This window comes from Listeria sp. LM90SB2 (assembly GCF_028867355.1).
In the GTDB taxonomy this organism is placed as follows: Bacteria; Bacillota; Bacilli; order Lactobacillales; family Listeriaceae; genus Listeria; species Listeria monocytogenes_B.
Genome location: NZ_CP046449.1, coordinates 2,368,261 through 2,395,014, shown reverse-complemented (window position 1 = coordinate 2,395,014; position 26,754 = coordinate 2,368,261). Strand labels below are relative to the sequence as shown.

Genomic DNA, 26,754 nt, shown 5'->3' with positions numbered 1-26,754 from the left:
ATGATAGGGATTTATCGCCAGTCCCTTATTAGCCACCAGCAAAATTTGCTAGGTGGTTTTTTGATGAAGTTTTTCTTTTCGAATGTGGATGGTTGTGATACCCTAAAAAAGGTGAGTTTTAATGAAGGGAAAGTGTAGGAAATGACAAAATGGTTACCAAAGGATTTATGGATTGTAATTATTGGGATGGTGTTACTATATACAGGGCTATCGTTTATTTGGCCTTTCAATATGATTTACATGACGCAAGAGTTAGGGATGTCGACAACGGACGCTTCATTAGTGTTGTTGATAAATTCTGGAGTGGGGATTGTTTCTAGTATTATCGGCGGACTTATTTTTGACCGGTTTTCTGGTTTTATTTCACTTACGATTGGAACGATTATATTAGTGCTTTCAACTGCTTCGTTGTGCTTTTTTCACGGATTTCCATTCTTTATTTGGAATTTGTGGGCGGTTGGTATCGCGATGGGGATGGTCTTCTCTGGATTATACGCAGCAGCAGGGTTAACACATCCGACTGGAGGAAGAACTGGATTTAATGCGATTTATGTGGCGCAAAATATTGGCGTGGCTATTGGTCCGTTGCTTGCAGGGCTTCTAGCGAAACAAGGAATGAGTCATGTATACATTGGTTCTTTTGTATTTGCGATTGCTTTCGCTGGATATTTCTTCTTCTTTTTCCACAAGATTGATTGGAAATCGGAGCGAGTAAGCGCAGAAACAAAACATCGCAAAAAAGGCGCTAAACGCGAATTTCCGACTAAACTAGCTTTGTGTTCTTTTATTCTATTATTATTGACATACTTGCTTTGCCAATTGCCGCATGTGCAGTGGCAGTCGAATTTATCTACGTACATGACAGAAATCAAAGGTGTGACATCGAGCGAATACGGAAATTTATGGAGTTTAAATGGCGCGCTGATTGTACTTGGTCAGCTCATTTTAATCCCCGTTGTAAACAGATTTAAAAAATATTTACTCGCACAAATTTATATCGGTATCTTCTTATTTATCTTATCTTTTGTAGTCGCAATGAATGCAAGTGTTTATAGTGGCTTTGTACTCGGAATGATTTTCTTAACGCTCGGGGAAATGTTTGCTTGGCCAGCGATTCCAACGATTGCTTATCAACTTGCACCAAAAGGAGCGGCTGGCTTGTATCAAGGTCTTGTGAACGGGATGGCAACAGCAGCGCGCATGCTAGCACCATTTTTAGGAGCAATTGTCGTTCAAAATCTCGGAGGCATTAAAGCTCTATTTATTGGCGCATTTATTTTACTCGGATGCGCATTAATTAGTATTACACTACAACAAATTTTACAGAAAAAGGACCAACAAGATAAAGCAGCTTTGAAAATTTCCGTCAATCAGGGGGAATAAAAAATGAAATTATGGAAAAATGCTACCTTTTACCAAATGACAGCTGAAGGGGATCAAGTTTCTGCGGTATTAACAGAAAACGGTCATATTTATGCGGTTGGAGAAGCACGAGAACTAGAAAAACAATATGCGGCTAATATTACCGAAACGATTGATTTAGAAGAGAAAGTGGTATTTCCTGGGTTCGTTGATGCGCATATTCACTTACTTTGGTATGGACAAGCTTTAGAACGTCTTAATTTAAACCAAACCACTACTAAAAAAGAGGCACTAGCCCTGATTGCTGAAAGAACAAAGCAACTTGCTAGTGATGAATGGTTGTTTGTGGAAGGTTATGATGAAAATAAATGGTCAGATGAGCAAACGTTGATTTCTTTGGCCGATTTAGATGAAGTAAGCCAGACAAATCCGATTTTAGTTCGGCGCATTGATTATCATAGTGTTTCTATTAATTCTGCATTACAAGCGCATATTGCCGATTTTTCGGAAAATGGTTTTGATGGTGGCGGCGAAATTGTTCGTGATAAAGAGGGAAATTTTACGGGAATTTTAAGAGATAATGCAACGACTATGGCGATAGATTCTTTCCCTGCAGCAACGCCTTCTGAACTAAGCGCATGGCTTAAAATCGCGATAACTGATCTGTGGTCGAAAGGCATAACGGGTGCACACTCGGAAGATTTACATTATTTCACGGGATTCACTTCGACTTTAGCTGCTTTTCGAAATACTATTGGTGCTAATAAAATGCCGTTTCGTGCGCATTTGCTGGTTCACCACGCAGAACTAGCTGCTTTTTCGGCTTCTAATGAAAGTTTCGTAAGTGGGGATGCCTTTTTAGAATTAGGGGCGATGAAAATTTTCTATGATGGAACAGTTGGCTCGCGAACGGCGTTGATGAGTGCGGGATATGCGGACAACCTTGATGAAAAAGGATTGCAAATTCATTCTGATCAAGCGTTTGAAGATTTGGTTAATGCGGCGCGAAAAGCAGGATTACCTGTTGCTATTCATATTTTAGGGGATCAAGCCTTTGCTAATGTTATTCGAACGTTACGTGCCAATCCGCCTAGAGAAGGGCAATACGACAGACTAATCCACACACCTTGGCTTACAGAGGCGCTAATAGAAGAAGCGGCCGGGTTACCTGTGCTATTTGATATACAGCCGCAATTCATGGCGAGTGATCTTCCGTGGGCGCTAGAAGTACTTGGAGAAAATCATCCACCGCTAGCTTTTGCTTGGAAAACGCTTCTACAGGCTGGTTTCCCACTAGCTGGAGGAAGCGATGCGCCGATTGAAGTGCCGAATCCGTTTTGGGGTATCCATGCGGCTGTTACTAGAACGGCGAATGCAGATTTGGATGGAGTAGAATATTGGCCAGAGCAGGCACTCACTGTATTTGAAGCGATTCAACTATATACAAAAGGCGCGGCATTTGCGGGCTACAAAACAACTACACGCGGACAAATTGCACCAGGTTTTGTTGCTGATTTTACGATTTTGGCAGAAGATCCATTTCAAATGAAACAAGCAGACCTTCGTCAAGTGAGCGCTATGATGACAGTTGTAGACGAACAAATTGTCTATCAGAAGAAGTAAAAATAGCTAGGAAACTCCATACAGAGACGGATGTTTCTGAAAAGTTTTTTTGCTAATATGGGAACGGAAGAAATGCCACGCTTCTGACTCAGTGGCACGGATACGGGAACGAGGGATGTATTAATGGAAATATTTGAACTGATTTTATTAATGTTGAGCGCGGTGTTTTTGTCTAATGTATTAAGCCGATTTTTGCCGGGGATTGCAGTGCCTTTAATTCAAGTAATACTAGGGATTATTTTGGCGATTCCGCTTGGGGATCATACGATGGATTTAAATCCGGAATTATTTTTATTATTATTTATGGCGCCGATTCTTTTTAATGATGGGGCGAGTACGGATAAGAAATCTTTATGGAAAAATCGGAAGGCTATTTTGTCATTATCGATTGGGCTAGTGTTTGTAACAGTTGGGGTACTGGGTGCGTTTATTCACTACTTAATTCCTGCGATACCTTTTGCCGCGGCGTTTGCGTTAGCTGCGGCACTTGCGCCTACGGATGCTGTTGCGGTGGGGGCGCTGGCTGAAAAAGTAAGAGTACCCCATAAAATTATGCATATTTTGGAAGGTGAATCGCTTATTAACGATGCTTCCGGACTTGTTTCGTTCCAGTTTGCTGTGTTGGCGCTTGTAACCGGAACATTCTCATTTATGTCAGCTGGAACAAGCTTTTTGCTTCTTTCATTAGGTGGGATTGCGCTTGGAGCTGCCCTTAGTTTACTGAAAATCATGTTAATGCGTGGTTTACGTCAGCTAGGAATCGAAAATATGACTTCTTTTATGCTGATGGAAATTTTGTTACCATTTTTAATTTTTATGGTAGCCGAAAAAGTTGGAGTAAATGGGATTTTAGCAGTAGTTAGTGGCGGAATGGTGCATTCATTTAGTTACAAGGGACTAAATCCTGAAATTGCGCAATTGAACTTGCTTTCAAAAAACACATGGTCTGTTATTATTTTTAGTTTGAATGGTTTGGTATTTATCTTACTAGGGACACAATTACCGCAAATTTTGATGACGATTTGGCAAGACGCCAATATTCAAAAAGGTATGCTATTCGTGTATATACTAGGAATCACTTTCTTACTGCTCGGGCTAAGGTTTTTATGGATCTTGTTTTTCCGTAATTACGAGGAAAATCCGAAAGTGGACTTGGTTAGCAGATTGAAAAATACTTTTCTTTATACTGTGGCTGGTGTTCGCGGGACAATTACATTAGTCAGTGCGCTTTCGTTACCTTTTGTTCTTGGTAATGGGAATGCGTTTCCTGAGCGTGATTTACTTATTTTTATTGCTGCTGGAGTTATTATTACGACGCTACTTTTGGCCAATTTCACCTTGCCACTTTTTGCAGATAAGAAAGACAAAATTGCGGCGGATCATACGACAGATATTGTACTACTTCGCGATATTGTGCAGCAATTACAGGCGTATAAAACAGATGAAAATGCAGTGGAAATGAATAAAGTGTTGAATATGTATAATAATCGGATTTTCTCTTTGATGGAGCATAAGGAAGTAAATGCTACTGAAAAAGAATTGCGGCGTTTAACACAAGAATGGCAACTTGAAAATACGAGGAGATTAGTATTTGAACGAAAAATTGATACTGGTGTGGGACTGTCGCATATGATGCGGCTTGGAAAACGACTCTACGTCCAAACACGAGCAGAGAAGTACCGAGCGAGAATGCGGTATCGTCAGTTATTAAGTCATCGTTTTCGAGACTTCCGATTTGTGCCTCTTACTTTTGAAGAACGTAGAAAAGAAATTGCTAAACTGCAAAATGAAAACAATTTATTCGTCATTCAAAAGCTACAAGAACTGGATTCAAATGAGTATAACCCAGAAATCATTTCGCTTTATTTAATGAATTTTGAGCGAGCATTGGGTCGTGGGAAAAATAAAAAAGAAAGCAATGATGAAGCGCTACAAACAACAATTGACTTAGCTTCACAAATTGAGCGCGAAACAATTCAACACTACTTTGAAAAAGGTACGATTACGCGGAAAGAAATGAAAGTGTATCGTGATAATTTACTTGCGATAGAGGCGAATATGCAATTAGAATTTTAATAAAAAAGACAGTTAAGCTAATTTTTTAGCCTAGCTGTCTTTTTTTATCATCAAAATAATAAATAATCCGGTCGATAAGTTCTTTCGTCGTGCTGTCAAAATCTTTTTCTTTTTGGTTAGTTAAAAGTCCAATTGGCGGTGAGATGGGTAAATTTTCAATCGGAATGCGGACCGTGCCATCAAGTAGTTCTGAGTGCGCGGTGCTAGTAAAGATAGATACACCAACATTTTCACGAACAAAATACTTATGTGACATACTACTTGTGAGCTCCATTTTTTTGTAATCACTACCAATAGCACGTTTTAAATGCTGTTCGATTTGGATGCGGATGGGGCAATTTGCCGGTGTGAAGATAAAGCATTCATCGCGTAAATCACGTAACTCCACAGAAGTACGTGAAGCTAACGGATGGCTTTCTGAGACGATTAAATCTAACGAATCATGGAAAAATGGAAAATAGAAGTTCTCCAAAATTAGCTCTGGTTCTCCGCAAATCGCAAAATCAATTTCCCCATCAATGAGTTTTTGGCTACAAGTATTCGCATCATCCACCGATACATTCACCATTAACTTTGGAAAATCCGCTAGAAACGTTTTTAAAATTTTCGGAAAAACGAGACTAGCGCTAGGCTCGGAAATTTTAACTTTGATAAGGCCGGCGTTGCCATTTTTTAAGTCGAATATCGTGTGATCGAGTACTTCATATTGAGCGATGAGCTGGCCCGCCCTTTCGTAAAATAATCTACCTGCGTGCGTTAGTTTTAAAGTTTTGCCACGTTCGAATAACTGAACATCTAAGTCTTGTTCCAACTGTTTTATTCGCATCGAAATAGTCGGTTGCGAATAATTTAATACTTCTGCTGCGCGTTGAAAACTTCCCGTATTAACCACCGTATAAAAAGTTTTAATGGTTCGAAATTCCAATATAATTCCCCCTTCATATTGGAGTTTTTTGATATTTCTAACAGTATACACTGTAAAAATAGGAGAAGCAATTTATTAATCTGATAAAATTCATAGGAATAATGCGGATTCAGGCAGAAGTATTAGTATTACTGTGGTTAGCCATTAGTTTTTTTGATTAGCCAAACCCAATCTTTTACTTTATAGTATAGCTAATATCTAAAAACCAAGTAAGTTGATAGGGATTGAAAAGGGGCGATTTGATGGGGAAAGTGACAATTATTGCTGGGGGAATCAAAACAGAATCCAGGCTTACAGGATTAACTCAACTAGCAGCAAATGAATTAGTAACGAATGGTTTAGAAGTGAACATCATCGAAGTGCATAAAATAAACGCAGAAGCATTAGTCACCGCTGATTTCGCGCATTCAGATATTCAATTGGCAAATAGTGAAATTGAATCAAGTTCGGGCGTTATTATTGCTACCCCGATTTTCAAAGCAGCCTATTCAGGAGTGTTGAAAGCCTATTTGGATCTTTTGCCACTCAAAGCTTTGAAAGGGAAAGTCGTTTTGCCACTTGGACTTGGTGGATCAAACGGACATTTGCTCGCACTGCAATACGCACTTGATCCTGTGTTGAAGGAACTTGGAGCAGAAACGATATTAAAAGGGCAGTTTACGGTAGACAAACAAATTGAACGGCTCGGGGATGGGCTGTATGAAATTGAATCTTCAGCGAAAGAACGGCTAGATATTGCTTTAAACCAATTCATTTCATTATTAAATCAACAATCAGTGGAAGTTTAAGGAGGAGAGCGGGAAATGACAGAAGATATTTTTAGAGTAGCGACTGTGGATGATGCGCCGGAATTTTTGGAATTGTTGTCGAGTGCTTTTCAATCGGTGAAAGAATTAGGAATTGATTGGCCGTCAACGAATGCGGATTTAGCGATGGTGACAGAAAATATTGTTAATTCTTCTGCTTTTGTTTTAGAACGAAACGGCAAATTAATTTCTACGATTACCGTTCGTTTTCCGTGGGAGAGCAGCTCTCCACCTTCTAAATATCCATTTGTTTGGTGGTTTGCAACGGCACCGGAACTTGCAGGACAGGGGATTGGCGATAAATTATTAACGTATGTAGAAGAACGGGTACTTCGCGACACGCTAAAAGCACCGGCACTGACACTTGGAACTTCTGCTAGAAAACACCCGTGGTTGCTGGATATGTATCTACGCCGCGGTTATGAGGTCTACTTTGAACATGAGGAAGACGGTGATGTGGGTGTTATGATGCGGAAAATCTTAATTCCGGAAAAATTCGACGCCACACTACTCGGAATACCTAGCTGGACATAAAAAAGGGGGAAAAAGGATGAAAAAGAAATATGGGATTTTGGCACTGGCTCTTACAGCCGCATTAACATTAAGCGCATGTGGAGGAAAAGAAGAACCAGAAGCAGCGAATCAAAAAGTACAAACAATCACGGTTGGCACTGGAACACAATTTCCAAATGTCTGCTTTTTGGATGAAAATGGGAAATTAACCGGTTATGACGTCGAACTAGTAAAAGAAATCGATAAACGTTTGCCCGGCTATAAATTTAAATTTAAAACGATGGATTTTTCTAATTTACTCGTTAGCCTTGGAGCTGGAAAAGTAGACATTGTCGCGCATCAAATGGAAAAAAGTAAAGAACGCGAGAAGAAATTTTTATTTAATGATGTAGCATACAATAATTTCCCATTACAATTGACGGTATTAGACAGTAATAACAGCATAAACAGCACAAAAGATTTAGCTGGAAAACGCGTTATCACAAGCGCAACATCGAATGGTGCGCTCGTATTGAAAAAAATTAATGAAGAACAAGGCAATAATTTTGAAATTGCTTATGAAGGTCAAGGGTCAAATGATACAGCGAACCAACTGAAAACTGGCCGCGCTGATGCAACGATTTCTACACCATTCGCGGTAGATTTTCAAAATAAAACAAGCGCTATCAAAGAAAAAGTAGTTGGCGATGTTCTATCTAATGCGAAAGTATACTTCATGCTCGGAAAAGATGAAACAAAACTAAGCAAAGATGTAGATGAGGCGCTTCAATCTATTATTGATGATGGAACACTAAAAAAATTAAGCGAAAAATGGCTTGGCGCAGATTATTCAAAAGAACAATATTAAACAAGGGAGGGTGCCATTAAAATGGATAAAGCGTTCGATGTAAAAATGATTGCTGATTTTATTCCAACGTTAGCTGGTTATTTACCGATTACGTTGTATATTTTGGCACTCTCGCTTATTTTTGGATTTATATTAGGCGTTCTACTATCTTTACCAAGAATTTATAAGATACCAGTTTTAGATCAATTGGTCAGAGTGTATATTTCGTTTTTCCGTGGGACGCCGATTATGGTTCAACTATTTATTGTTTTTTACGGAATCCCGGCACTTTCAAGCATCGTTGGCATTGATTTATCACAAATGGATCCCCTTTATGCTGCGATTGCGACTTATGCGTTAAGCAGTGCAGCGACCATTGCCGAAGTGATTCGCGCAGGCGTGAACAGCGTGGATGCCGGACAAGCAGAGGCGGCTTATAGTATTGGTCTGAGTAGTCGCCAAACGTTTTTACGAATCATCTTGCCACAAGCACTCTATCAAGCTCTACCGAATTTTGGCAATTTAGTCATTGGTTATTTGAAAGATACGTCGCTCGCTTTTTCGATTGGAGTAATGGATATGTCAGGAAGAGGTCAGACGCTGATAACACTAAGTAATCACGCGCTAGAGGTCTATATTTCTTTATCAATTATTTACTATTTGACGGCCGTCTTACTGGAATATTCCTTCAAATGGATTGAAAAACGAGTTAAAAAAGAAAACACCAGATTCACGAGTATTTTCGATATCGAGTTATAAAGGAGAGATAATGATGCCGCTTGATGTGCCTTTTATTGGAACCGCCGTAATGGCAATGTTAAAAACTATCCCGTTAACACTTGCGATGACTTTCTTTCCGATATTGTTCGGTTTCATTATCGCTATAGGTATGACGTTGATTCGGATGTATCATGTCCGATTTTTAGAACCGATAGCGAAGTTTTACGTTTCTTTTTTTCGAAGCACCCCAGCGATTCTGCATATTATGCTGATTTACCTAGGCATTCCCCTATTGGTGGATTTTTTGAGCAAATCATTCGGATTAGGCATTTCTGCAAACAAAATACCGGTCGTTATTTTTGTCATTATCGCGCTGTCTTTCACGGCAGGAGCTTACTTAACCGAGATTTTGCGCTCCGGTATTATTGCGGTTGATATCGGACAAATGGAAGCGGCTTACTCTGTAGGATATACGCATGGCCAAGCGATTCGAAAAGTGCTCTTACCGCAAGCCTTCATGATTGCCCTACCGAATTTCACGAATTTGTGCATCGGATTTTTACATACCACATCCATCGCTGCCATCGTTGCAGTCCCAGAAATCACTGGAATGGCAACAATAGTAGCTTCCGACAATTACGCGTTTCTCGAAGCATTTATCGGTGCCGCACTCATTTATTGGTTTTTAACTATTTTGATTGAAGCGATTAATTATATCTTGGAAAAAAATATCGCTAAATATCGAGGAGGAACAGTATGATTACAATTAAAAATATTCAAAAAAGCTTTGGTGAAAACAAGGTTTTAAAAGGAATTGATTTAACGGTGAAAAAGGGTGAAGTAGTAACAATACTTGGCCCAAGTGGCTCAGGGAAAACAACCTTTTTACGATGCCTAAACTTACTGGAACGACCTGAAAATGGTGAAATTTCGATGCATGACCAAATAATTAACTGTAAGAAACCATCCAAAAAAGAAGTTTTGCAACTGCGGAAAAATACGGCGATGGTTTTCCAACAGTATAATCTCTTTTCGCACAAAACGGTCATTCAAAATGTGATGGAGGGTCTAACAGTCGCTAGAAAAATGCCGAAAAAAATTGCCCGTGAAATAGCAGAACGAGAGCTCACAAAAGTCGGTTTGGCGGACAAATTTAGTGCCTATCCTTCCCAACTTTCCGGCGGGCAAAAACAGCGCGTTGGAATCGCACGAGCTCTCGCTATTAATCCAGACGTCATTTTGTTTGATGAACCAACCGCCGCACTTGATCCTGAACTTGTCGGTGAAGTATTGGAAGTAATGCTAGAGATTGCACGTGCGGGTGCAACGATGATCGTCGTTACGCATGAAATGGAGTTCGCCAAACGAGTGGCAGATCAAGTCGTTTTTATGGATGGTGGACTAATTGTCGAACAAGGTACTCCCGATGAAGTGTTTAATCATACCAAAGAAGAACGGACAAAACGCTTTTTACACCGAGTTTCAGCGGATTATTTATATGAAATCAAAGAAGTGAAAAAGGAGCGTGTCATATGACGATTCGATTCAGTATTTTGGACCAAAGTATTATAAATCCAGGCGAAAAACCTAGTGAAGCTTTGCAAAATACCGTAGAACTTGCGCAACTCGCAGAACAACTCGGCTATCATCGTTTCTGGGTTGCCGAGCATCATAATTCAGACGAAATAGCTGGTGCAGCTCCGGAAGTTCTTTTAGGGTATATTGCTGCAAAAACGAGCACAATCAAGCTTGCATCTGGCGGAATAATGCTACAACATTATAGTCCATATAAAGTCGCTGAACAATTTCATGTGCTTGAAAACTTAGCGCCGGGTCGGATGTCACTTGGCGTCGGAAAAGCGCCAGGCGGATTTCAACCAGCAACCGATGCCCTTCAAAAAGACTTCGTAAAACCTACGCGAACCTTTGATGCCAAATTGAAAGAACTAGTCGATTTTGTAACCCATCATTCAGAGGTTGCTATTGCAGCAAAACCACTTCCAGAAAACAAACCAGAGATATTTTTGCTTGGAGGAAGTGCAGCTAGCGCGAAACAAGCTGCCAAACTAGGTATTTCCTTTGTGTTTGCTTATTTTATAAATGGAGAAGAAGCAGTTTTAAAAGAAGCACGCGAGCTATTTGAACAGTACCGAATAAACACAAAAGCTAGTTTCCAACTAGCACCAATTGTTGTAGTAGCTGAGACTAAAATCGCAGCAGACCGACATATTCCAGAGCGAGAGTCAATCAAAGTCGAGCTTGCGGACGGACGTAGAGTTAATGTCGGATCGCGCGAACAAGCGGAATCCTACGTAAAAGATATCAACCAAACATACCGGTTTATTACCCAAAGAATTGGTGCAATAACAGGAACCAAACAAGAAGTCGGAGCAGAGATTAAACGCCTTTCAAAAGAATATAATATCCAAGATTTTGTTGTTTTAACACCAGTTAAATCTACGGAAATCAAGCGATACTCGTACCAATTATTAAGTGAATCGATAAAGGAGGAAGTTGTCCATGGCTAACGTCGTTGTTTGGAGTAAAGTAGGATGTCATTATTGTAAAGATGTGAAAGATTATTTAACTGAGCAAAAAATTGTCTTCCAAGATATCGACGTCACCGACCATGATTATTTGCGAGAAGTACTGCAAGCGAAATACGGCATTCGTTATGTCCCAGTCGTAGAAATCGGCGATATTGAAAAAGGGACCTACCAAGCAGTTACAGAAATCGGATTGGAACATTTGGAAAAAGCATTGTTTGAAAAGGAGGAAGTAAAATGACTAGAAAAGAAACAATTCAGTTTGGTGCAATTATTCACGGTGTTGGCGGAACAACAGATGGTTGGCGACATCCGGACATCAACCCCGCAGCAAGTACGGATTTAGATTTTTATAAGACACGCGCCAAAATTGCCGAACAAGGGTTATTTAGTTTTGTATTTATTGCAGACGGCCTTTTTATTTCCGAAAAATCGATTCCGCATTTTCTTAATCGTTTTGAACCAATTACGATTTTATCGGCATTAGCTGAGTCTACGGAAAACATCGGACTTGTCGGAACTTTCTCGACTTCTTTTACAGAACCATTTACACTCGCAAGACAGCTCTCTTCGCTTGATCACATTAGCGGCGGCCGAGCGGGTTGGAATCTAGTCACTTCTCCGCAAGAAGGCGCCGCGCGAAATCATAGCAAGAAAAATCTCCCAACCCACAGCGATCGCTACACCATTGCAGCAGAACATTTAAAAGTGGTTCGCGGACTCTGGAGTTCTTGGGAAGAGGATGCGTTCACTTATAATAAAGAAACCGGTGAATTCTTTAATCCTGAAAAATTACATCGTTTAAATCATCAAGGAGAGTATTTCCAAGTCGAAGGGCCGTTAAATATCGGCCGCTCGAAGCAAGGAGAACCAGTTGTTTTCCAGGCAGGCGCGTCTAGTACGGGGCGCGATTTCGCTGCTCAAAACGCGGAAGCCATTTTCACTCATTCTGATTCCTTAGAAGAAGCCATTGAATTCTATCAAGATGTGAAAGCCCGCGCTGAAAAGGCTGGTAGAAATGCAGATGAAGTCCGAATTTTCCCAGGAATTAGCCCAATTGTAGCGGACACGTTGGAAGAAGCAGAAGCCAAATATACTGAATTTGCTAGTCTAATTCCAATAGAAAATGCGGTAACTTACCTAGCACGTTACTTCGACGACTATGATTTAAGTCAATTTGATTTGGATGCTCCATTCCCAGACCTTGGTGATATTGGCAAAAATGCCTTTCAAAGCACAACAGACCGAATCAAAAAAGAAGCGAAAGAACGGCACCTAACCCTTCGTCAAGTGGCAACAGAAGCAGCAACGCCAAAAACACCTTTTATAGGAACAAAAGAACAAGTAGCCGATTTAATCGATGTTTGGTTCCAAAATGATGCTGCAGATGGTTTTATTATTGCTTCTGATATTCCTGGAACGTTTGAAACTTTTGTGGAACAAGTTATTCCTCTTCTGCAAAGTCGAGGTTTATACCGAAATGAATATCCAGCTACGACATTAAGAGGCAACCTCGGCTTAACAATACCTCAAAATAAACAAGTTGTTGAAACTATATAATAGAAAGAAAACGGAGCACCTTTGAGGAAGCTTCGTTTTTTTGTTACAATAAAAGAAAAAAAGGAGCGAAACCATGCGCTTAGATAAATTATTGTCCCATACAGGTTTCGGGAGTCGAAAAGAAGTGAAACCTTTGCTTAAATCTGGGGCAGTTGTCGTCAATGGCACGATTCAGAAAGATAGCAAAACCCAAGTAAACCCTGATAAAGACCAAGTAACTGTCCATGGAACACCAGTCGTTTACCAAGAATTCGTCTATTTTATGCTACATAAACCACAAAATGTCGTGAGCGCAACCGAGGATAATGTGTCAGAAACCGTCATCGATTTGCTTGCGCAAGAAGACACGCTCACTGATCCATTCCCAGTCGGCCGCTTAGACAAAGATACAGAAGGCTTGCTAATTATAACGAACGATGGCACACTCGCGCACAATTTGCTCTCACCTAAAAAACATATAGATAAAACATACTACGCTAAAATTGATGGTGATGTTACTCTAGCTGATGTAGAAGCTTTTGCAGCTGGAATTGAACTCGACGATGGATACACTTGCAAACCAGCACGTTTAGAAATTATTACACCAAACGAAATAAACGTCACTATCCAAGAAGGGAAATTCCATCAAGTAAAAAGAATGTTCGCCGCACGTGGTAAGAAAGTCAGCTATTTAAAACGAATTTCGATGGGGAATTTACAATTAGACGAGTCACTTGGACTCGGCGAATACCGCCCTTTAACTGAAAGTGAACTGGCTATTCTTCAAAATAAATGAACCTAAACGAAAATTTCCTTCCTAAAAAGAAGCGGATTTTCGTTTTTTAGTTTGCAAAAGAAAGCATTTACATATATAATAAACATGTGTTTGAAAATAAAACAAAAGTTTGGAATGGAGGTGCATTATATCGTGGAGAATAATAAAGCGAAAATGAACGAAAAGGAAGAGATAATTTTCAATTCCATCCGTAAAAATCCTTACATTTCTCAACAAGAACTTGCTGACATACTTGATTTATCAAGACCGACAGTCGCAAACCTTATTTCCGGCCTTATTAAGAAAGGTCGCATTTTAGGAAAAGCTTATATTTTAAATGAAGCCAAACAAATCGTTTGTATAGGTGGAGCTAACGTCGATCGGAAGTTTTATATTAAAGACAAGGCCCAACTAGCCACATCAAACCCAGTGCGCTCAACACAAAGTGCTGGCGGGGTTGCTAGAAACGTAGGCGAAAACCTTGGACGCCTTGGAAAAGAAGTTATATTACTCACTGCTTGTGGAACAGACTCTGACTGGGAAGCTGTCAAAAATGCTAGTAATACATATATGAACTTAGATTACGTCACAGCATTCCCAAGCATCGCAACTGGTTCTTATACAGCAGTGCTCGAAAACAATGGAGATTTACTCGTTGCACTAGCGGACATGGATGCATATGATCACTTAACTCCAGATGTACTCGCAAAAAATGAAGGCTTGCTGAGTCAGGCGAGCGCAATCATTGCAGATTTAAACTGTCCGAAAGAAACACTAGAATATCTTGGCAGCTTTGCTGAAATTAATTCAATTCCATTAGTACTCGTTCCTGTGTCTTCACCCAAAATGTCTCATTTACCAGAAAGACTTGATCATGTAACTTGGCTAATTTGCAACCGAGACGAATCAGAAACGCACCTAGGAATGACTATCAAAAATGACGAAGACTGGCGCTTAGCTGCACAAAAATGGTTAGATCTAGGCGTAAAAAATGTCATCGTTACAAATGGCAGTAAAGGCGCAGTTGCAGCAAACAAAGGTGAAGGTACTATTTTTGAACCAGCAATTGTAATTGAAAATATTGTAGACGTGACAGGAGCGGGAGATGCATTTTGCTCCGCGGTTATCTACGCATGGTTAGAAGGAAAAGCATTGAAAGAAATTTTAAGAGCAGGGAGCGTAAATGCCGCGCGAACACTCGAATCTGAGTATACCGTTCGCCAAAATTTATCGACATCCCAACTACAAAAAGACGTGGAGGAATTCAAATGAAAAATTATTTATCATTATCCGAAGAAGTAAAACAAGCAAAAGCAGAAGGAAAAGCAATCGTTGCGCTAGAATCTACAATTATCTCTCACGGCATGCCTTATCCGCAAAATGTTGAAATGGCACGTGACGTAGAACAAATTATTCGCGATAACGGTGCCGTACCAGCGACAATCGCTTTAATCGACGGAAAAATTAAAATTGGTCTTTCTGATGAAGAACTAGAACTATTCGCTAAAAGTAGCAATGTGGCAAAAGTTTCTCGTCGTGATATCGGTTACCTTATTGCAACAAAACAACTTGGCGCAACAACTGTAGCAGCAACAATGATTTGTGCTGAACTCGCAGAAATCGGCATCTTCGTAACTGGTGGGATTGGCGGCGTTCACCGTGGTGCCGAAACAACAATGGACGTTTCAGCTGACTTAGAAGAATTAGCGAAAACAAATGTTGCTGTCGTTTGCGCAGGAGCTAAATCAATCCTAGACCTAAACTTAACAATGGAATACTTAGAAACAAAAGGGGTTCCAGTTATTGGTTACCAAACCGACGTATTACCAGCATTTTACACGCGTTCAAGCGATGTAGAATTAACATTGCGTGCAGATGCTCCAGAAGTTATCGCAGAATCGCTTAAAGCGAAATGGGATCTTCAAATCGAAGGTGGCGCAGTAATTACTAACCCAATCCCAGAAGAATTCGCTATGGACGAAAAAGTAATTAACGATGTAATCCAAACAGCGCTTAAAGAAGCTGAAGAAAATCACATTCACGGGAAAGACGTTACACCATTCCTACTTGGTAAAGTAAAAGAACTAACAGATGGTAAGAGCCTCGAAGCAAATATCGAGCTTGTAAAACACAATGCTTTAATCGGTACGCAAATCGCCGTAGCATACCAAAATATCTAATAATCTCAGAGCTGTCGCCTATAAGTTGGGGGCAGCTTTTTTATGTTAAAATAAATGCGAATATAAAGGAGGAAAATAAAATGATTGCAGTAAGTGCTTGCCTAGCCGGAATTGCCTGTAGATATGACGGGAAAGATAAAGAAATAACCAAAATAAAACAAATGGTAGAAAGAGGAGAAGCGATTCCTTTTTGTCCAGAAGTTACCGGCGGACTGCCTACACCAAGAAATCCAGCAGAAATAATAGGTGGTGATGGCAAAGATGTCTGGTTAGGACATGCAAAAGTCATTGATAAAAAAGGAACAGATGTGACAGAAGAATATAAGAACGGAGCGAGACTTACTCTAATTAAAATGCAAGAACTCGGTATTACGCAAATAATCATGAAGGAAAAAAGTCCATCTTGTGGTAGCTGTGCTATTTACGACGGTACCTTCTCAGGAAAAATAAAAGATGGTACCGGCATAGCAGCAGCTCTTTTTCAAATGAATGGAATAAAAATCATTTCCGAATTCGCATTTTAAAGTGCGAGCGAACCCATTGGATCCCAAGGTTTTAACACAATTGGCTTTTGGTTAAAGGATTCAATTAATTCCTTAGATAGATATTTTTTATGCACCACTACTTGGAATGTAAACTCATCCATCCAAGCATCGCTAGCAACAAAATAACCATTATTACCAATTTTTTCTCCCCAACTATTTTCCACTTTCCAGCGATTTACTTCTCCATTAGCAATGTTCACTCCAGTTAATACCATCGCATGTGTAAGCATACTGTGTTTATAATCCAGGCGTTCAGCTTTAGTCATCGCAGTTTTAAAGCCAAAAGTCTGATTAAGCAAGAAAATATCCGTATCCATAATACCGGTATTCCGTTCTGAAAGTTGTCCAACATCACATCCAAACCAAACTGTTTCCCCATCTTTAATCTGATCAGCAGCAGCTTTTTTCAAGACATCCATTTCTACATTCAAATACTTAATAGGTGTACCATTTACAATGTTGCCTAAATATTCCACTGTAAAAGCTTGATTAAAAGGTTTATCTTTGGTCGGTGCATTAATAAGTGGAATATAATCTTTCAAATCCATATCTACATAGCGTTCATAAAAATCTTTAGGTGTAATTTGTAATTCTTGTTTAAATTCATTGTCTTTATTTCGATACTCAAAATCGAATACTTTAGGTGGTTCGCCTAGAGTCATAACTAAGAGTTGATAGACCTCAGCAAGCATTTCTTCTTTCAAATCTGCAGTATCTTTCTTCTCAGCAATAGCATTTCTCAAAATAACCGCATCCGTACGAAGTCTTTCATTTAATAGATGGTTTAAATCAGCAGACTTACTACTTTGAAACGTTTCAGGCATAGCTGACTTTGGAACGACTCCATATTTTTCAATAATTGAAACTAACATATCCCACTGCCCACCATCTTGTTGGGGTGTATCAAGCAACCACGAAACTAATCGACTATCTTCATCCTCACTTGCTGTTTCAATTATATTCTCTAAAAAGTAATTTGCTTTCTCAAGTTTGTCCCAAAAATTAGTATAATTCTGTGATAACTCAAAATCCTTCAAACCAAGCGTTCCGTTTAATTTATGGCGAAACGTATTTAATGCTGCAAACATCCAGCATCTTCCACTTTGTTGTTGATTAGAAACTTTATCTGTAGCAACTTCGTGGGAAAAGACAGGTTGAATGCTAACTTTTGATGCAGGATTCTCAGTTGCTGCTTTAATCCCATTCTTGATAATACTAGCTTGAAATACCAATTTATCTGGATTTTCACGCCATTTTCGAGAAAAACTTTCTAATTGCTCAAATGTTAATTCTGTATGCATGAATAACTCCTCCTAAAATGAAAATTATCTTCTAACCAAGTATACTGCTAAAAATTAGAACTGCATAAGAAAAACGCTGAATGAATAATTGTGAAGGATTATGGCGATATACATGGTATAATATGAATGAATTTGAAAATGTGTGATTGTTTTTGAATGAAAACGGTTGATTTTGAAAGAAAAAGATGGTAAACTGACTTTGGATGGAGGAGTAATAATGTTAAATGCAGAGCGTAAACAACTTATTATGGAGAGTATTGAGAAACTTGGTGTGATTAAATTACAAGAATTAGTTGAAGGTCTTGCTACCTCAGAGTCAACCATTCGCCGTGATTTAATCGAGTTAGAAGAACAAGGATTAATTCAGCGCGTACACGGCGGGGCGAAACTTGTAAAACTTCATAATCAAGAACCAAGTATGAATGAAAAATCATTCAAAAACATTCAAAGTAAAAAAGTAATTGCTGCATATTGTGCAAGCCTAGTGGAAGAAAATGATTGTATCTATTTAGATGCAGGATCCACAACATTAGAATTAATTACTCACCTAGCAAATCGAAATATCACAGTAGTGACAAATGGATTAACCCATATTGAAGAGCTTGTTCGTCAAAATATAGATGCTTATCTTTTAGGCGGCAAAATGAAAGTGCATACAAAAGCAATTATTGGTGCAGTTGCCTTAGATAACATTCAAAACTATCATTTTGATAAAGCTTTCATTGGTACCAACGCGATGCATCCGGAGCATGGCTACACAACACCTGATATGGAAGAGGCATTTGTAAAACGTGCTGCAAAAGAACGTGCTGATCGCGTTTTTGTTGTAGCAGACCATACAAAATTCAATGAAGTGAATTTTTCAAAAATGTTTTCAATAGAAGAAGCAACTATTGTGACAGATTACATTCCTTCTGCAGTAAAAGAATCCTTTATCCAAAAAACTAAAATAATCGAGGTAGAAAAATGATTTATACAATTACTTTAAACCCATCAATTGATTATATTGTACAAATCGACCAATTAAATCTTGGCGGTCTTAATCGCATGAAGCAAGATTATAAACTACCTGGTGGCAAAGGAATTAATGTCAGCAGAGTTTTAAATCAATTAAATGTACCAAGTCTTGCTACAGGATTTTTAGGTGGATTTACAGGCAATTTTATCAAAGACTGGCTACAAAACGAAGGTGTGAAAACTGGCTTTGTAACAGTGAAAGATGACACTCGTATTAATATCAAACTAAAACACGGAGAAGAAACAGAAATTAATGGTCTAGGGCCAGCTATTTCTGAAAAAGAAATCAATGGATTTTTGAAAGTGATGGATAAAGTAACTGCTAACGATATTGTTATTTTATCTGGTAGTGTGCCTCCTTCACTTGGAAATGATTTTTACAATAAAATAATTCAAATTTGCAAAGAAAAAAAAGCTGAATTTATGATTGATACAACTGGTCAAGAACTGCTAGATGCATTACCAAACCACCCGATTCTAATTAAACCAAATCACCACGAACTAGCAGACCTATTTGGCGTGAAACTTGGTAGCGTAGAAGAACTTATCCCATACGGGAAAAAATGTTTAGAATTAGGCGCGCAACATGTAATCGTGTCCATGGCTGGTGACGGAGCGCTTCTATTTACAGGAGAAGATGTTTACTTCGCCGATGCATTAAAAGGGGAACTGAAAAATTCCGTAGGTGCTGGAGACTCAATGATTGCAGGCTTTGTTGGGACTTTTGATAAAACGAGAGATCCCGTTAAAGCTTTTGCTGCAGGAGTTGCAACAGGTGGAGCTACTGCATTTTCAACAGATTTAGCCCAAAAAGAACTAATAGATGAACTATTACCGCAAGTGAAGATAACCAAAATAACAGGGAGGAACTAAAATGAGAATCACTGATTTATTAAGCAAAGATGTTATGATTATGTCATTACAGGCAACGACAAAAGAAGCTGCCATCGATGAAATGATTGCTTCGTTAAAGAGCAACGGGAAAATTAATGATGAGGTGCTGTTTAAAGAAGCTATAATGAACCGTGAAGCACAGAGTTCTACTGGTGTAGGTGAAGGAATTGCAATGCCTCACGCGAAAACAAAAGCAGTAAATGAACCAACTGTTGTTTTTGCTAAGAGTGAAAAAGGATTGGATTATGATGCTTTAGATGGTCAGCCAGCACACTTATTCTTTATGATTGCTGCTCCAGATGGCGCTAATGCAACTCATTTAGAAACTTTAGCAGCTCTTTCTAGATTATTGGTTCATCCAGCGTTTGTGCAATCGTTAAGAGATGCTAAAACTCCAGAGGAAGTAATCAATTTATTCAACAATGAACAAGAAGACGCAGAAGAAACAGTCGTTGCTCCAACCTCAACCAATGAAACTGGTAAATCAGTCGTAGCAGTTACAGCATGTCCAACAGGAATTGCACATACTTATATGGCTGCAGAAAAATTACAAGAAACTGCTAATAAATTAGGTGTACGAATCAAAGTTGAGACAAATGGCTCTAGAGGCGTTGAAAACCGTTTAACAGATAAAGAAATTGCAGAAGCTGATGGAGTTATTATTGCAGCTGACGTACAAGTAGATATGCCTCGTTTTGACGGGAAGCATTTAATTGCTAAACCAGTTGCAGCGGGAATTCATAAACCAGAAGAACTAATTAAAGAAGCAATTTCAGGCAATGCTCCAATTTATAAAGCAGAGGAAGGTAGTCAAGCTACGGAGAGCGCAGACGGACTTTCTATCGGTCAACAAATTTATAAACATTTAATGAGCGGTGTTTCTCACATGTTGCCGTTTGTAATTGGTGGAGGTATCGCTATCGCCATCGCGTTTATGCTTGATCAAATGTTAGGTGTTCCTCAAGATCAACTCGCAAAACTTGGTTCATATAACGAAATCCCAGCACTATTAAAACAAATCGGTGATGTTGCATTCGGCTTCATGCTTCCAGTATTCGCTGGATATATTGCCTACAGTATATCGGATAGACCAGGACTTGTAGCAGGTTTTGTTGCAGGTGGAGTAGCATCTGTTGGTGGTGCAGGCTTCCTTGGAGCACTTGTTGGTGGTTTCCTTGCAGGTTATGCAGTAGAGTTAATTAAACTAGCACTTAAAAAGTTACCAAAAACATTAGACGGTATCAAAGTAGTTTTATTCTATCCAGTTTTATCGGTGTTAATTGTCGGACTTTTAATGTTGCTATTAAATGTACCAATGAGCGCATTGAACACTTGGTTGAATGACTTCTTGAATAGTTTAAGTGGAACGAACGCAGTTATTTTAGGATTACTGTTAGGTGCAATGATGGCAGCGGATTTAGGTGGACCAATTAATAAAGCTGCTTATATATTTGCAACGGGTACACTCGCAGCTAGTGTAGCAACAGGCGGTAGCGCAATCATGGCAGCAACAATGGCTGCTGGCATGGTACCACCACTAGCAACGTTTGTAGCAACTCTTATTTTTAGAAATAAATTTACAGCTCAAGAACGTGATGCAGGCTTAACTAACTCTATTTTGGGTGCTTCATTCATTACTGAAGGAGCTATTCCATTTGCAGCGGCCGATCCACTTCGAATGATTCCGAGTTTTATTGCCGGAAGTGCTATCACAGGTGCGGTAGTAATGTTCTTAAACATTAAAGTATTAGCACCTCACGGAGGAGTTTTTGTTATCTTCCTTGTATCCCAACCTTGGTTCTATATTATTGCAATTATTATTGGAACATTAATCAGCGCAGGATTAATTGGTGTTCTACGTAAGAAACCAACTGTATAAAATATGGAAATCGTCTTTTGAAACTAAAAAGGCGATTTCTTTTTAGTAATTTCTCGAATTATTTCCGAAAAATTGCTATACTGGAAGTGAAGTGAGGTGGGCGTATTGGAATTTGGAGAAAAATTAATTCATTTAAGAAAGAAAAATAGGTTAACACAAAAACAACTGGCTGCGAAAATCGGGACAACTGCATCCACAATAAGCAAGTATGAAAATGATAACCACCGACCGCCAATTTTTATTTTGGCTAAATTAGCAGAAATTCTTGGAACAACAACCGATTTTTTATTAGATGATGTAGCTGGTTTGCGAGAAAAGAATTCGGTAAACGCCTTTCCTTTAATTGGAAATCCGGAACTCGAGAAATGGTATTTAGAATTACCTTATACATACTCAGAGGATGAGTTATTAATGTTAAAACGAATTGCAGATGCGATTGAAAATAAAAAATAATTTTAAGGAGAAGCCAGCTACTATTATGTAACTGGCTTTTATTTGGTTTTAAAGTTACTGCTCAGGATCTTGAGGCTCATTAGGATCTTCGTTATTTGGAAGCATGGTGCTGTAATAACGTCTAGGTTCAGCAGCAAGAGTGGTTGGTGGGAAAAACCTATTCATTGAAGGAAAATTACTCTCCATTATACGCATTTTTTGAGAAAATTTCATATGTAACATGGAGGTTCTAGCAATCTGATTATTAAAAGATGCTAAAGACATATCAATCTCAAAGGTTTCCATATTAGAAAATGTTATTAAAGTGTGGTTAAATCCAATTGCATGATAATCTTTAATATGTTGTGGGAAAATCCAAATACATTCTGTTGAACTAGGTGCTACAGTTGGAAATACATAAGTAGAAGTGACTGGGTCAATGATAATGGGTGGCTTATGGGTAACACCAATTAAATGTTTAGTTCCCTCTTTGCGTCCCTCATAGCTTGATCCGAAAAAGTTACAGCTGGTTTTAATTAGTTCAAACGGGGTAAATTTAGAAGTATAATGGGAATCAACTTCATAAATTTCTGAATAGACTATACTTCCAGATTTTTTTGGAAAAATAATCATTGTGTGCGGGTTTACTTCATAAAACTGAGTACTGATTTGTTCTTTTTTCATTTCATTCAACTCCTCTATGTTTGTATTTATGTCTAAGAAGAAACCTAGAGTTATTGCCTAATAAGCAAAACTTCTAAGTAACGACTAAGCATCAAAGTTAGTTATGAGTTATTTTTTGTCATTATAGCACATGGTAATTTGCAAGTCATTAGATTTTGGTAAAGTTGTATTTTCAAGCTGTTTTCTGTTTTTTCTTAGTATATTACAATTTTTCAAAATTGTAATAAATATGAGTGAAGGAGTGGTAGTCGTGGAAATGCGTGATTTTTCTAATTCGTTGATGAATCAGGTGGGTGTCCTTAAGGGTGAAAAAGAATTAACAAACGTTTTTATCGAATGCTTCCTGACGATGCTCCTAGAAGAGAGAAAATTAGAACAACTTAGAGCTGAAATTGATAAAGCTCTCGATAATAGGAACAAAGCGGAATTTATGAAACTTACAGAAAAAATGAATAAAATTCAACAGGAAATGCTAGCTTTTGACTAGAATATATGAAAAACTAAGATAGTAAGAGCTATCTTAGTTTTTTTGAGCTGTTTTATAAATTTTCAAGCAAAAAATGCTTCGAAAAAAGTTCTGGACAGATTGCTCAAATATGGTAAACTAAATAAAAACATATGTTCGGTGGTGAGGGTATGACACTTCAAATAATTGCAGGTAGATCAGGCACAGGTAAAACAACTTATTTAATGGACGAAGTTAGCGTAAAAATTAAACAAAATTCTAAGACATACATCTTTATTGTTCCGGATCAAATGACGTTTCAAATGGAGACAAGCTTTTTAAACAAAGAAAATTTAGAAGGAATGCTCGGGACTCAAATATTTAGTTTTAGTCGTTTAGCATGGAAAATACTTCAAGAAACGGGTGGGTTATCTAAAACTTTTCTGAGTCAAACTGGAATCGAAATGGTTATTAGAAAAGCTGCACTCGATCAAAGAGACAAACTAAAAATCTTTTCTAGAGCTACGTCTAGAAAAGGTTTCTATGCAGAGTTAGCGAATTTATTTAAAGAAATGAAACAAGAAGAAGTTTCTATAGAAGATATGGTGAAAAGCGCTACTAACCTGTCTACAAGTGTGAACAATAAAATCCACGATATATCAATAATCTATCAAAAGTATGAAGAATTATTGGCAGATAAATTCCTCGAAAATGAAGATTACTTGAGATTACTTGCGGAAAAAATTACAGAAAGTGATTATTTAAATCAGACGGAAATAGTCATTGATGGCTTTACTTCTTTCTCGCAACAAGAGCTGACAGTCATTGGTGCATTAATGCGAAAATGTGATAAAGTAACAGTTTCTTTAGCTTTAAATGTGCCCGAAATCAAGCATGGATTAGATGAATACAGCATGTTTAAAGCAAGTACGGAGGCTTACTATGCTTTATTAGAGCTGGCAAAATTAAATGGTATTAATGTAGAAGAAGATAAGTTTTTCTTAGAGAATAAACGGGCAAAAACAGAATCATTAGCATTTTTAGCAAATGCTTGGGGTCACAATAAATTTATGGCTTTTAAAGAAGAACCTCATAACTTAAGTGTTCATCAAGCGAACAACAGACGTGCTGAAATAGAAGGGGTTGCTCGTGAAATTCGTCAACTCACATTAAATGGATACAGATATCAAGATATGGCTATTTTGACAAGAAATCTCGGAGATTATGACGTTTTATGTGAAACAGTGATGGAGTCATATAATATTCCCATCTTTATTGATAAAAAAAGAGCTATGTCGAAACACCCATTTATTGAGTTTATCCGTTCTAGCTTAGATGCTATTTTGTTTAATTGGAAGTATGAACCAATCTTTCAAGCAGTTAAGACAGAGTTTTTCTTTGGTGTTGCCGAAAAATCAAGTGTTCTTAGACGTAAAGCGGATATTCTAGAGAACTATGTATTAGAAAATGGCATTCAAAATAAATGGAAATGGGAAAAAGAAGGCGATTGGATTTATCGGAAGATTCGTGGGCTATCAACTAATGTGTTACCTCAAACAGATGAAGAAATTCAAACGCAATCAATTATTAATGAAATGAGAAGTCTTATAGTAAACCCACTTTCAACTTTAGAGTTAAATCTAAAGAAAGCAAAAACAGGGATGGAATTTGCTTTAGCTCTTTATCATTTTTTAGAACAAGTAAATGCTGTAGAACGATTGGAATCATGGAGACAAAGAGCAGAGGAGCAGGGTTATCTAGAACTTGCACGTGAGCACGAGCAAGCATGGAGCTCTATTTCGGCGCTTTTGGATGAATTTGTAGAAGTTTTAGGTAAAGAAACTTTAGACTTAAATAGTTTTGTAGAAATTATTGCCACTGGGCTAGATGCCCTTGAATTTTCACTTTTGCCACCTTCCTTAGATCAAGTAGTTTTATCTGATATGGAGAATGCGAAATTACTAGATATGAAAGTGATTTTTGCAATTGGAATGAACGATGGTGTTATGCCGCTTCGCCAAAAGGATAACGGGATTCTTTCGGATCAAGATAGGGATGCCTTGCGTGCTGAGGTTAGTAATTTGAAGCCATCTGCTAAAAATAATATTGGAGAAGAAGATTTATTGGCGTATAAAATAATAAGTTTGCCTAGTGATAAACTATTTCTTAGTTACCCTGCTGCGGATGAAGAAGGTAAAGTGCTAAGTGAATCCAATTATTTAAGGAAAATAAAAGGCCAGTTTAAAAAATTAAGCGAATCGGTTTATTTAACAGACCCAGGTTTATTAAGTGATGCGGAACAAAGTAGTTATATTCGTTCTAAGCAAGCAACATTAGGTTTGTTGACGAGTCAATTACAAATGTACAAACGAGGTTATCCACTATCTAGTGTATGGTGGGATGCCTATAATAGTTATTTTGAAAATGGAAAAGAATCTAGAATGGCTAAACAAGTGTTATCTAGTTTGTATTACGAAAATAAAACAAAACCACTACAAGAAAAAACTGCCAAAAACTTATTTGGAGAAACAATCCATGCGAGTGTCTCGAGAATGGAGAAATTTTTCAGTTGCGAATTTCAACATTTTGCTCAATATGGTTTAAAATTAGAAGAACGAGGTCATTTTCAGCTACAAGCTGTAGATATGGGTGAAATTTTCCATGGAGCAATGGAATGGATTTCAGCAGAATTAAAAAGAAATAATCTGGATTGGGGCAGTTTAACAGACCAAGAATGTAGACAAATGGCGAAATTAGCAATGACTTTCCTAGCACCTAAAATTCAGCATGAGATACTACTTAGCTCCAAAAGAATGGAATATATTCAGTATAAATTGCTTCAAATCATAACGAGGGCAACGACAGTACTAAATGAACAAGCAAAAAGTAGTGCATTTCGTCCAGTCGGCTTAGAAGTTGATTTTGGCTTAAAAGGAGACATTCCGCCATTAAAAATTTCGCTCCAAGCGAATAGTGAACTTCTTTTACAAGGTCGAATTGATAGGATTGATATGGCAGAACAAGAAGATCGGACATTCCTACGCATTATAGATTATAAATCGAGTTCACATGATTTGGCTCTTACGGAAGTTTATTATGGCTTAGCGCTTCAAATGCTGACGTATTTGGATATTGTAGTTACAAATGCACAAAAAATGATTGGCAAAACGGCAGAACCAGCTGGAGTACTATATTTCCATATGCATAATCAATATGTACAAGCGGAGAAAGAGTTAAGTGATGAGGCTATCGCAAAAGAATTACAAAAAAATTCTAAAATGAAAGGATTAATTTTATCTGATCCTGTGGCTGTATCATTGATGGATACGACACTTGAAAAAGGTAAATCATCTAATATTGTTCCAGCAGAAATAAAACAAAATGGTGAATTAAGTGCGAGGTCAAAAACTGCGACAAGAGAAGAATTTGATAAAATGCGTCACTTTGTACGTCATAAATACCAAGAAGCTGGGAACAAAATACTTGATGGAGCAGTTTCCATTAACCCATATAAACTAAAAGAAAGAACACCTTGCCAATTTTGTGGTTTTCGTTCATTTTGTGGATTTGATCCATCTCTAGCAAGCAATCAATATAGACATTTAACCAATGAAAAAACAGAAACAATTTTAGCAAAAATGAATATCGAAGGGGGGGAACAGTAGC

25 protein-coding genes are annotated in these 26,754 nt (G+C 38.2%); 22 read left to right on the top strand and 3 right to left on the bottom strand.

The genetic code is table 11. The annotated features are described in order from the left end of the window. Positions 1–141: 141 nt before the first annotated feature. The 3 genes from GL301_RS11770 (at position 142) to GL301_RS11760 (ending at position 5,061) form a co-directional block, all read left to right on the top strand. The gene (locus GL301_RS11770; protein ID WP_003727726.1) at positions 142–1,383 is read left to right on the top strand and encodes an MDR family MFS transporter; all 1,242 of its coding nucleotides are present in this window, start codon (positions 142–144) and stop codon (positions 1,381–1,383) included. Positions 1,384–1,386: 3 nt separating this feature from the next. After that, positions 1,387–2,985, top strand: a complete 1,599-nt coding sequence (locus GL301_RS11765; protein WP_010959031.1) for an amidohydrolase — start codon at positions 1,387–1,389, stop codon at positions 2,983–2,985. Between the two features lie 123 nt (positions 2,986–3,108). After that, entirely contained in the window at positions 3,109–5,061 is a 1,953-nt protein-coding gene (locus GL301_RS11760; RefSeq protein ID WP_003727728.1) for a cation:proton antiporter, read from the top strand. 25 nt (positions 5,062–5,086) lie between these two features. Here the strand turns inward: GL301_RS11760 and GL301_RS11755 are convergent, their stop codons facing one another. Next, the gene (locus GL301_RS11755; protein ID WP_117383343.1) at positions 5,087–5,986 is read right to left on the bottom strand and encodes a LysR family transcriptional regulator; all 900 of its coding nucleotides are present in this window, start codon (positions 5,984–5,986) and stop codon (positions 5,087–5,089) included. Between the two features lie 242 nt (positions 5,987–6,228). On the opposite strand from GL301_RS11755, the gene ssuE reads away from it, so the two are divergent. The 13 genes from ssuE (at position 6,229) to GL301_RS11690 (ending at position 16,415) form a co-directional block, all read left to right on the top strand. Then, complete coding sequence (ssuE, locus tag GL301_RS11750; RefSeq protein ID WP_003727730.1) at positions 6,229–6,774, top strand: NADPH-dependent FMN reductase; 546 nt, start codon at positions 6,229–6,231, stop codon at positions 6,772–6,774. Between the two features lie 15 nt (positions 6,775–6,789). Beyond that, positions 6,790–7,326 carry a GNAT family N-acetyltransferase gene (locus GL301_RS11745; RefSeq protein ID WP_003725120.1) on the top strand — a complete coding sequence of 179 codons (537 nt, stop codon included), beginning with the start codon at positions 6,790–6,792 and terminating at the stop codon, positions 7,324–7,326. Positions 7,327–7,342: 16 nt separating this feature from the next. Beyond that, the gene (locus tag GL301_RS11740; RefSeq protein ID WP_003725119.1) at positions 7,343–8,152 is read left to right on the top strand and encodes an amino acid ABC transporter substrate-binding protein; all 810 of its coding nucleotides are present in this window, start codon (positions 7,343–7,345) and stop codon (positions 8,150–8,152) included. Positions 8,153–8,173: 21 nt separating this feature from the next. Then, on the top strand, positions 8,174–8,890 hold the full coding sequence (locus GL301_RS11735; RefSeq protein WP_012681423.1) for an amino acid ABC transporter permease: 717 nt from the start codon (positions 8,174–8,176) through the stop codon (positions 8,888–8,890). A 13-nt stretch (positions 8,891–8,903) separates the two neighbouring features. After that, a complete protein-coding gene (locus tag GL301_RS11730; protein ID WP_003725117.1) occupies positions 8,904–9,611 on the top strand; it encodes an amino acid ABC transporter permease in 708 nt (235 codons plus the stop codon). Further along, positions 9,608–10,387 (top strand): amino acid ABC transporter ATP-binding protein, encoded by a 780-nt coding sequence (locus GL301_RS11725; protein ID WP_003725116.1) that lies wholly within the window; start codon positions 9,608–9,610, stop codon positions 10,385–10,387. The genes GL301_RS11730 and GL301_RS11725 overlap by 4 nt, the downstream gene beginning before the upstream one ends. Further along, entirely contained in the window at positions 10,384–11,379 is a 996-nt protein-coding gene (locus GL301_RS11720) for an LLM class flavin-dependent oxidoreductase (RefSeq protein ID WP_003725115.1), read from the top strand. The genes GL301_RS11725 and GL301_RS11720 overlap by 4 nt, the downstream gene beginning before the upstream one ends. After that, on the top strand, positions 11,372–11,638 hold the full coding sequence (locus tag GL301_RS11715) for a glutaredoxin family protein (protein ID WP_003725114.1): 267 nt from the start codon (positions 11,372–11,374) through the stop codon (positions 11,636–11,638). Before GL301_RS11720 ends, GL301_RS11715 begins: the two co-directional genes overlap by 8 nt. Continuing rightward, positions 11,635–12,957, top strand: a complete 1,323-nt coding sequence (locus GL301_RS11710; protein ID WP_012681421.1) for an LLM class flavin-dependent oxidoreductase — start codon at positions 11,635–11,637, stop codon at positions 12,955–12,957. Before GL301_RS11715 ends, GL301_RS11710 begins: the two co-directional genes overlap by 4 nt. Before the next feature lie 73 nt (positions 12,958–13,030). Then, positions 13,031–13,732: a pseudouridine synthase gene (locus GL301_RS11705; protein ID WP_003725112.1), complete on the top strand. Its 702-nt coding sequence runs from the start codon at positions 13,031–13,033 to the stop codon at positions 13,730–13,732. Between the two features lie 132 nt (positions 13,733–13,864). Continuing rightward, complete coding sequence (locus GL301_RS11700) at positions 13,865–14,983, top strand: carbohydrate kinase (protein ID WP_014929782.1); 1,119 nt, start codon at positions 13,865–13,867, stop codon at positions 14,981–14,983. Then, complete coding sequence (locus GL301_RS11695; protein ID WP_003727733.1) at positions 14,980–15,891, top strand: pseudouridine-5'-phosphate glycosidase; 912 nt, start codon at positions 14,980–14,982, stop codon at positions 15,889–15,891. Before GL301_RS11700 ends, GL301_RS11695 begins: the two co-directional genes overlap by 4 nt. 80 nt (positions 15,892–15,971) lie before the next feature. Further along, the gene (locus GL301_RS11690) at positions 15,972–16,415 is read left to right on the top strand and encodes a 2-thiouracil desulfurase family protein (protein WP_070008128.1); all 444 of its coding nucleotides are present in this window, start codon (positions 15,972–15,974) and stop codon (positions 16,413–16,415) included. Here the strand turns inward: GL301_RS11690 and pepC are convergent. Further along, entirely contained in the window at positions 16,412–17,737 is a 1,326-nt protein-coding gene (gene pepC / locus GL301_RS11685) for an aminopeptidase C (RefSeq protein WP_003725108.1), read from the bottom strand. The genes GL301_RS11690 and pepC overlap by 4 nt on opposite strands. A 217-nt stretch (positions 17,738–17,954) precedes the next feature. Between pepC and GL301_RS11680 the strand changes: the two genes are divergently transcribed. The 4 genes from GL301_RS11680 to GL301_RS11665 all read left to right on the top strand — a co-directional run bounded on the left by GL301_RS11680 (position 17,955) and on the right by GL301_RS11665 (position 21,980). Next, positions 17,955–18,707, top strand: coding sequence for a DeoR/GlpR family DNA-binding transcription regulator (locus GL301_RS11680; protein WP_003727734.1), 753 nt, complete (start codon positions 17,955–17,957; stop codon positions 18,705–18,707). Further along, complete coding sequence (gene pfkB / locus GL301_RS11675; protein ID WP_003725106.1) at positions 18,704–19,627, top strand: 1-phosphofructokinase; 924 nt, start codon at positions 18,704–18,706, stop codon at positions 19,625–19,627. The genes GL301_RS11680 and pfkB overlap by 4 nt, the downstream gene beginning before the upstream one ends. A 1-nt stretch (position 19,628) precedes the next feature. Next, on the top strand, positions 19,629–21,527 hold the full coding sequence (locus GL301_RS11670) for a PTS fructose transporter subunit IIABC (protein ID WP_003725105.1): 1,899 nt from the start codon (positions 19,629–19,631) through the stop codon (positions 21,525–21,527). Between the two features lie 105 nt (positions 21,528–21,632). Beyond that, positions 21,633–21,980, top strand: coding sequence for a helix-turn-helix domain-containing protein (locus GL301_RS11665; protein ID WP_003739618.1), 348 nt, complete (start codon positions 21,633–21,635; stop codon positions 21,978–21,980). A gap of 54 nt (positions 21,981–22,034) precedes the next feature. Here GL301_RS11665 and GL301_RS11660 read toward each other — a convergent pair whose 3' ends face one another. Further along, positions 22,035–22,643 (bottom strand): competence protein ComK, encoded by a 609-nt coding sequence (locus GL301_RS11660; RefSeq protein WP_003744520.1) that lies wholly within the window; start codon positions 22,641–22,643, stop codon positions 22,035–22,037. A gap of 130 nt (positions 22,644–22,773) precedes the next feature. Between GL301_RS11660 and GL301_RS11655 the strand changes: the two genes are divergently transcribed. After that, positions 22,774–23,130 (top strand): IDEAL domain-containing protein, encoded by a 357-nt coding sequence (locus tag GL301_RS11655; protein WP_003725134.1) that lies wholly within the window; start codon positions 22,774–22,776, stop codon positions 23,128–23,130. Positions 23,131–23,279: 149 nt separating this feature from the next. Further along, entirely contained in the window at positions 23,280–26,753 is a 3,474-nt protein-coding gene (gene addB / locus GL301_RS11650; RefSeq protein ID WP_070008127.1) for a helicase-exonuclease AddAB subunit AddB, read from the top strand. Position 26,754: the final 1 nt, after the last annotated feature.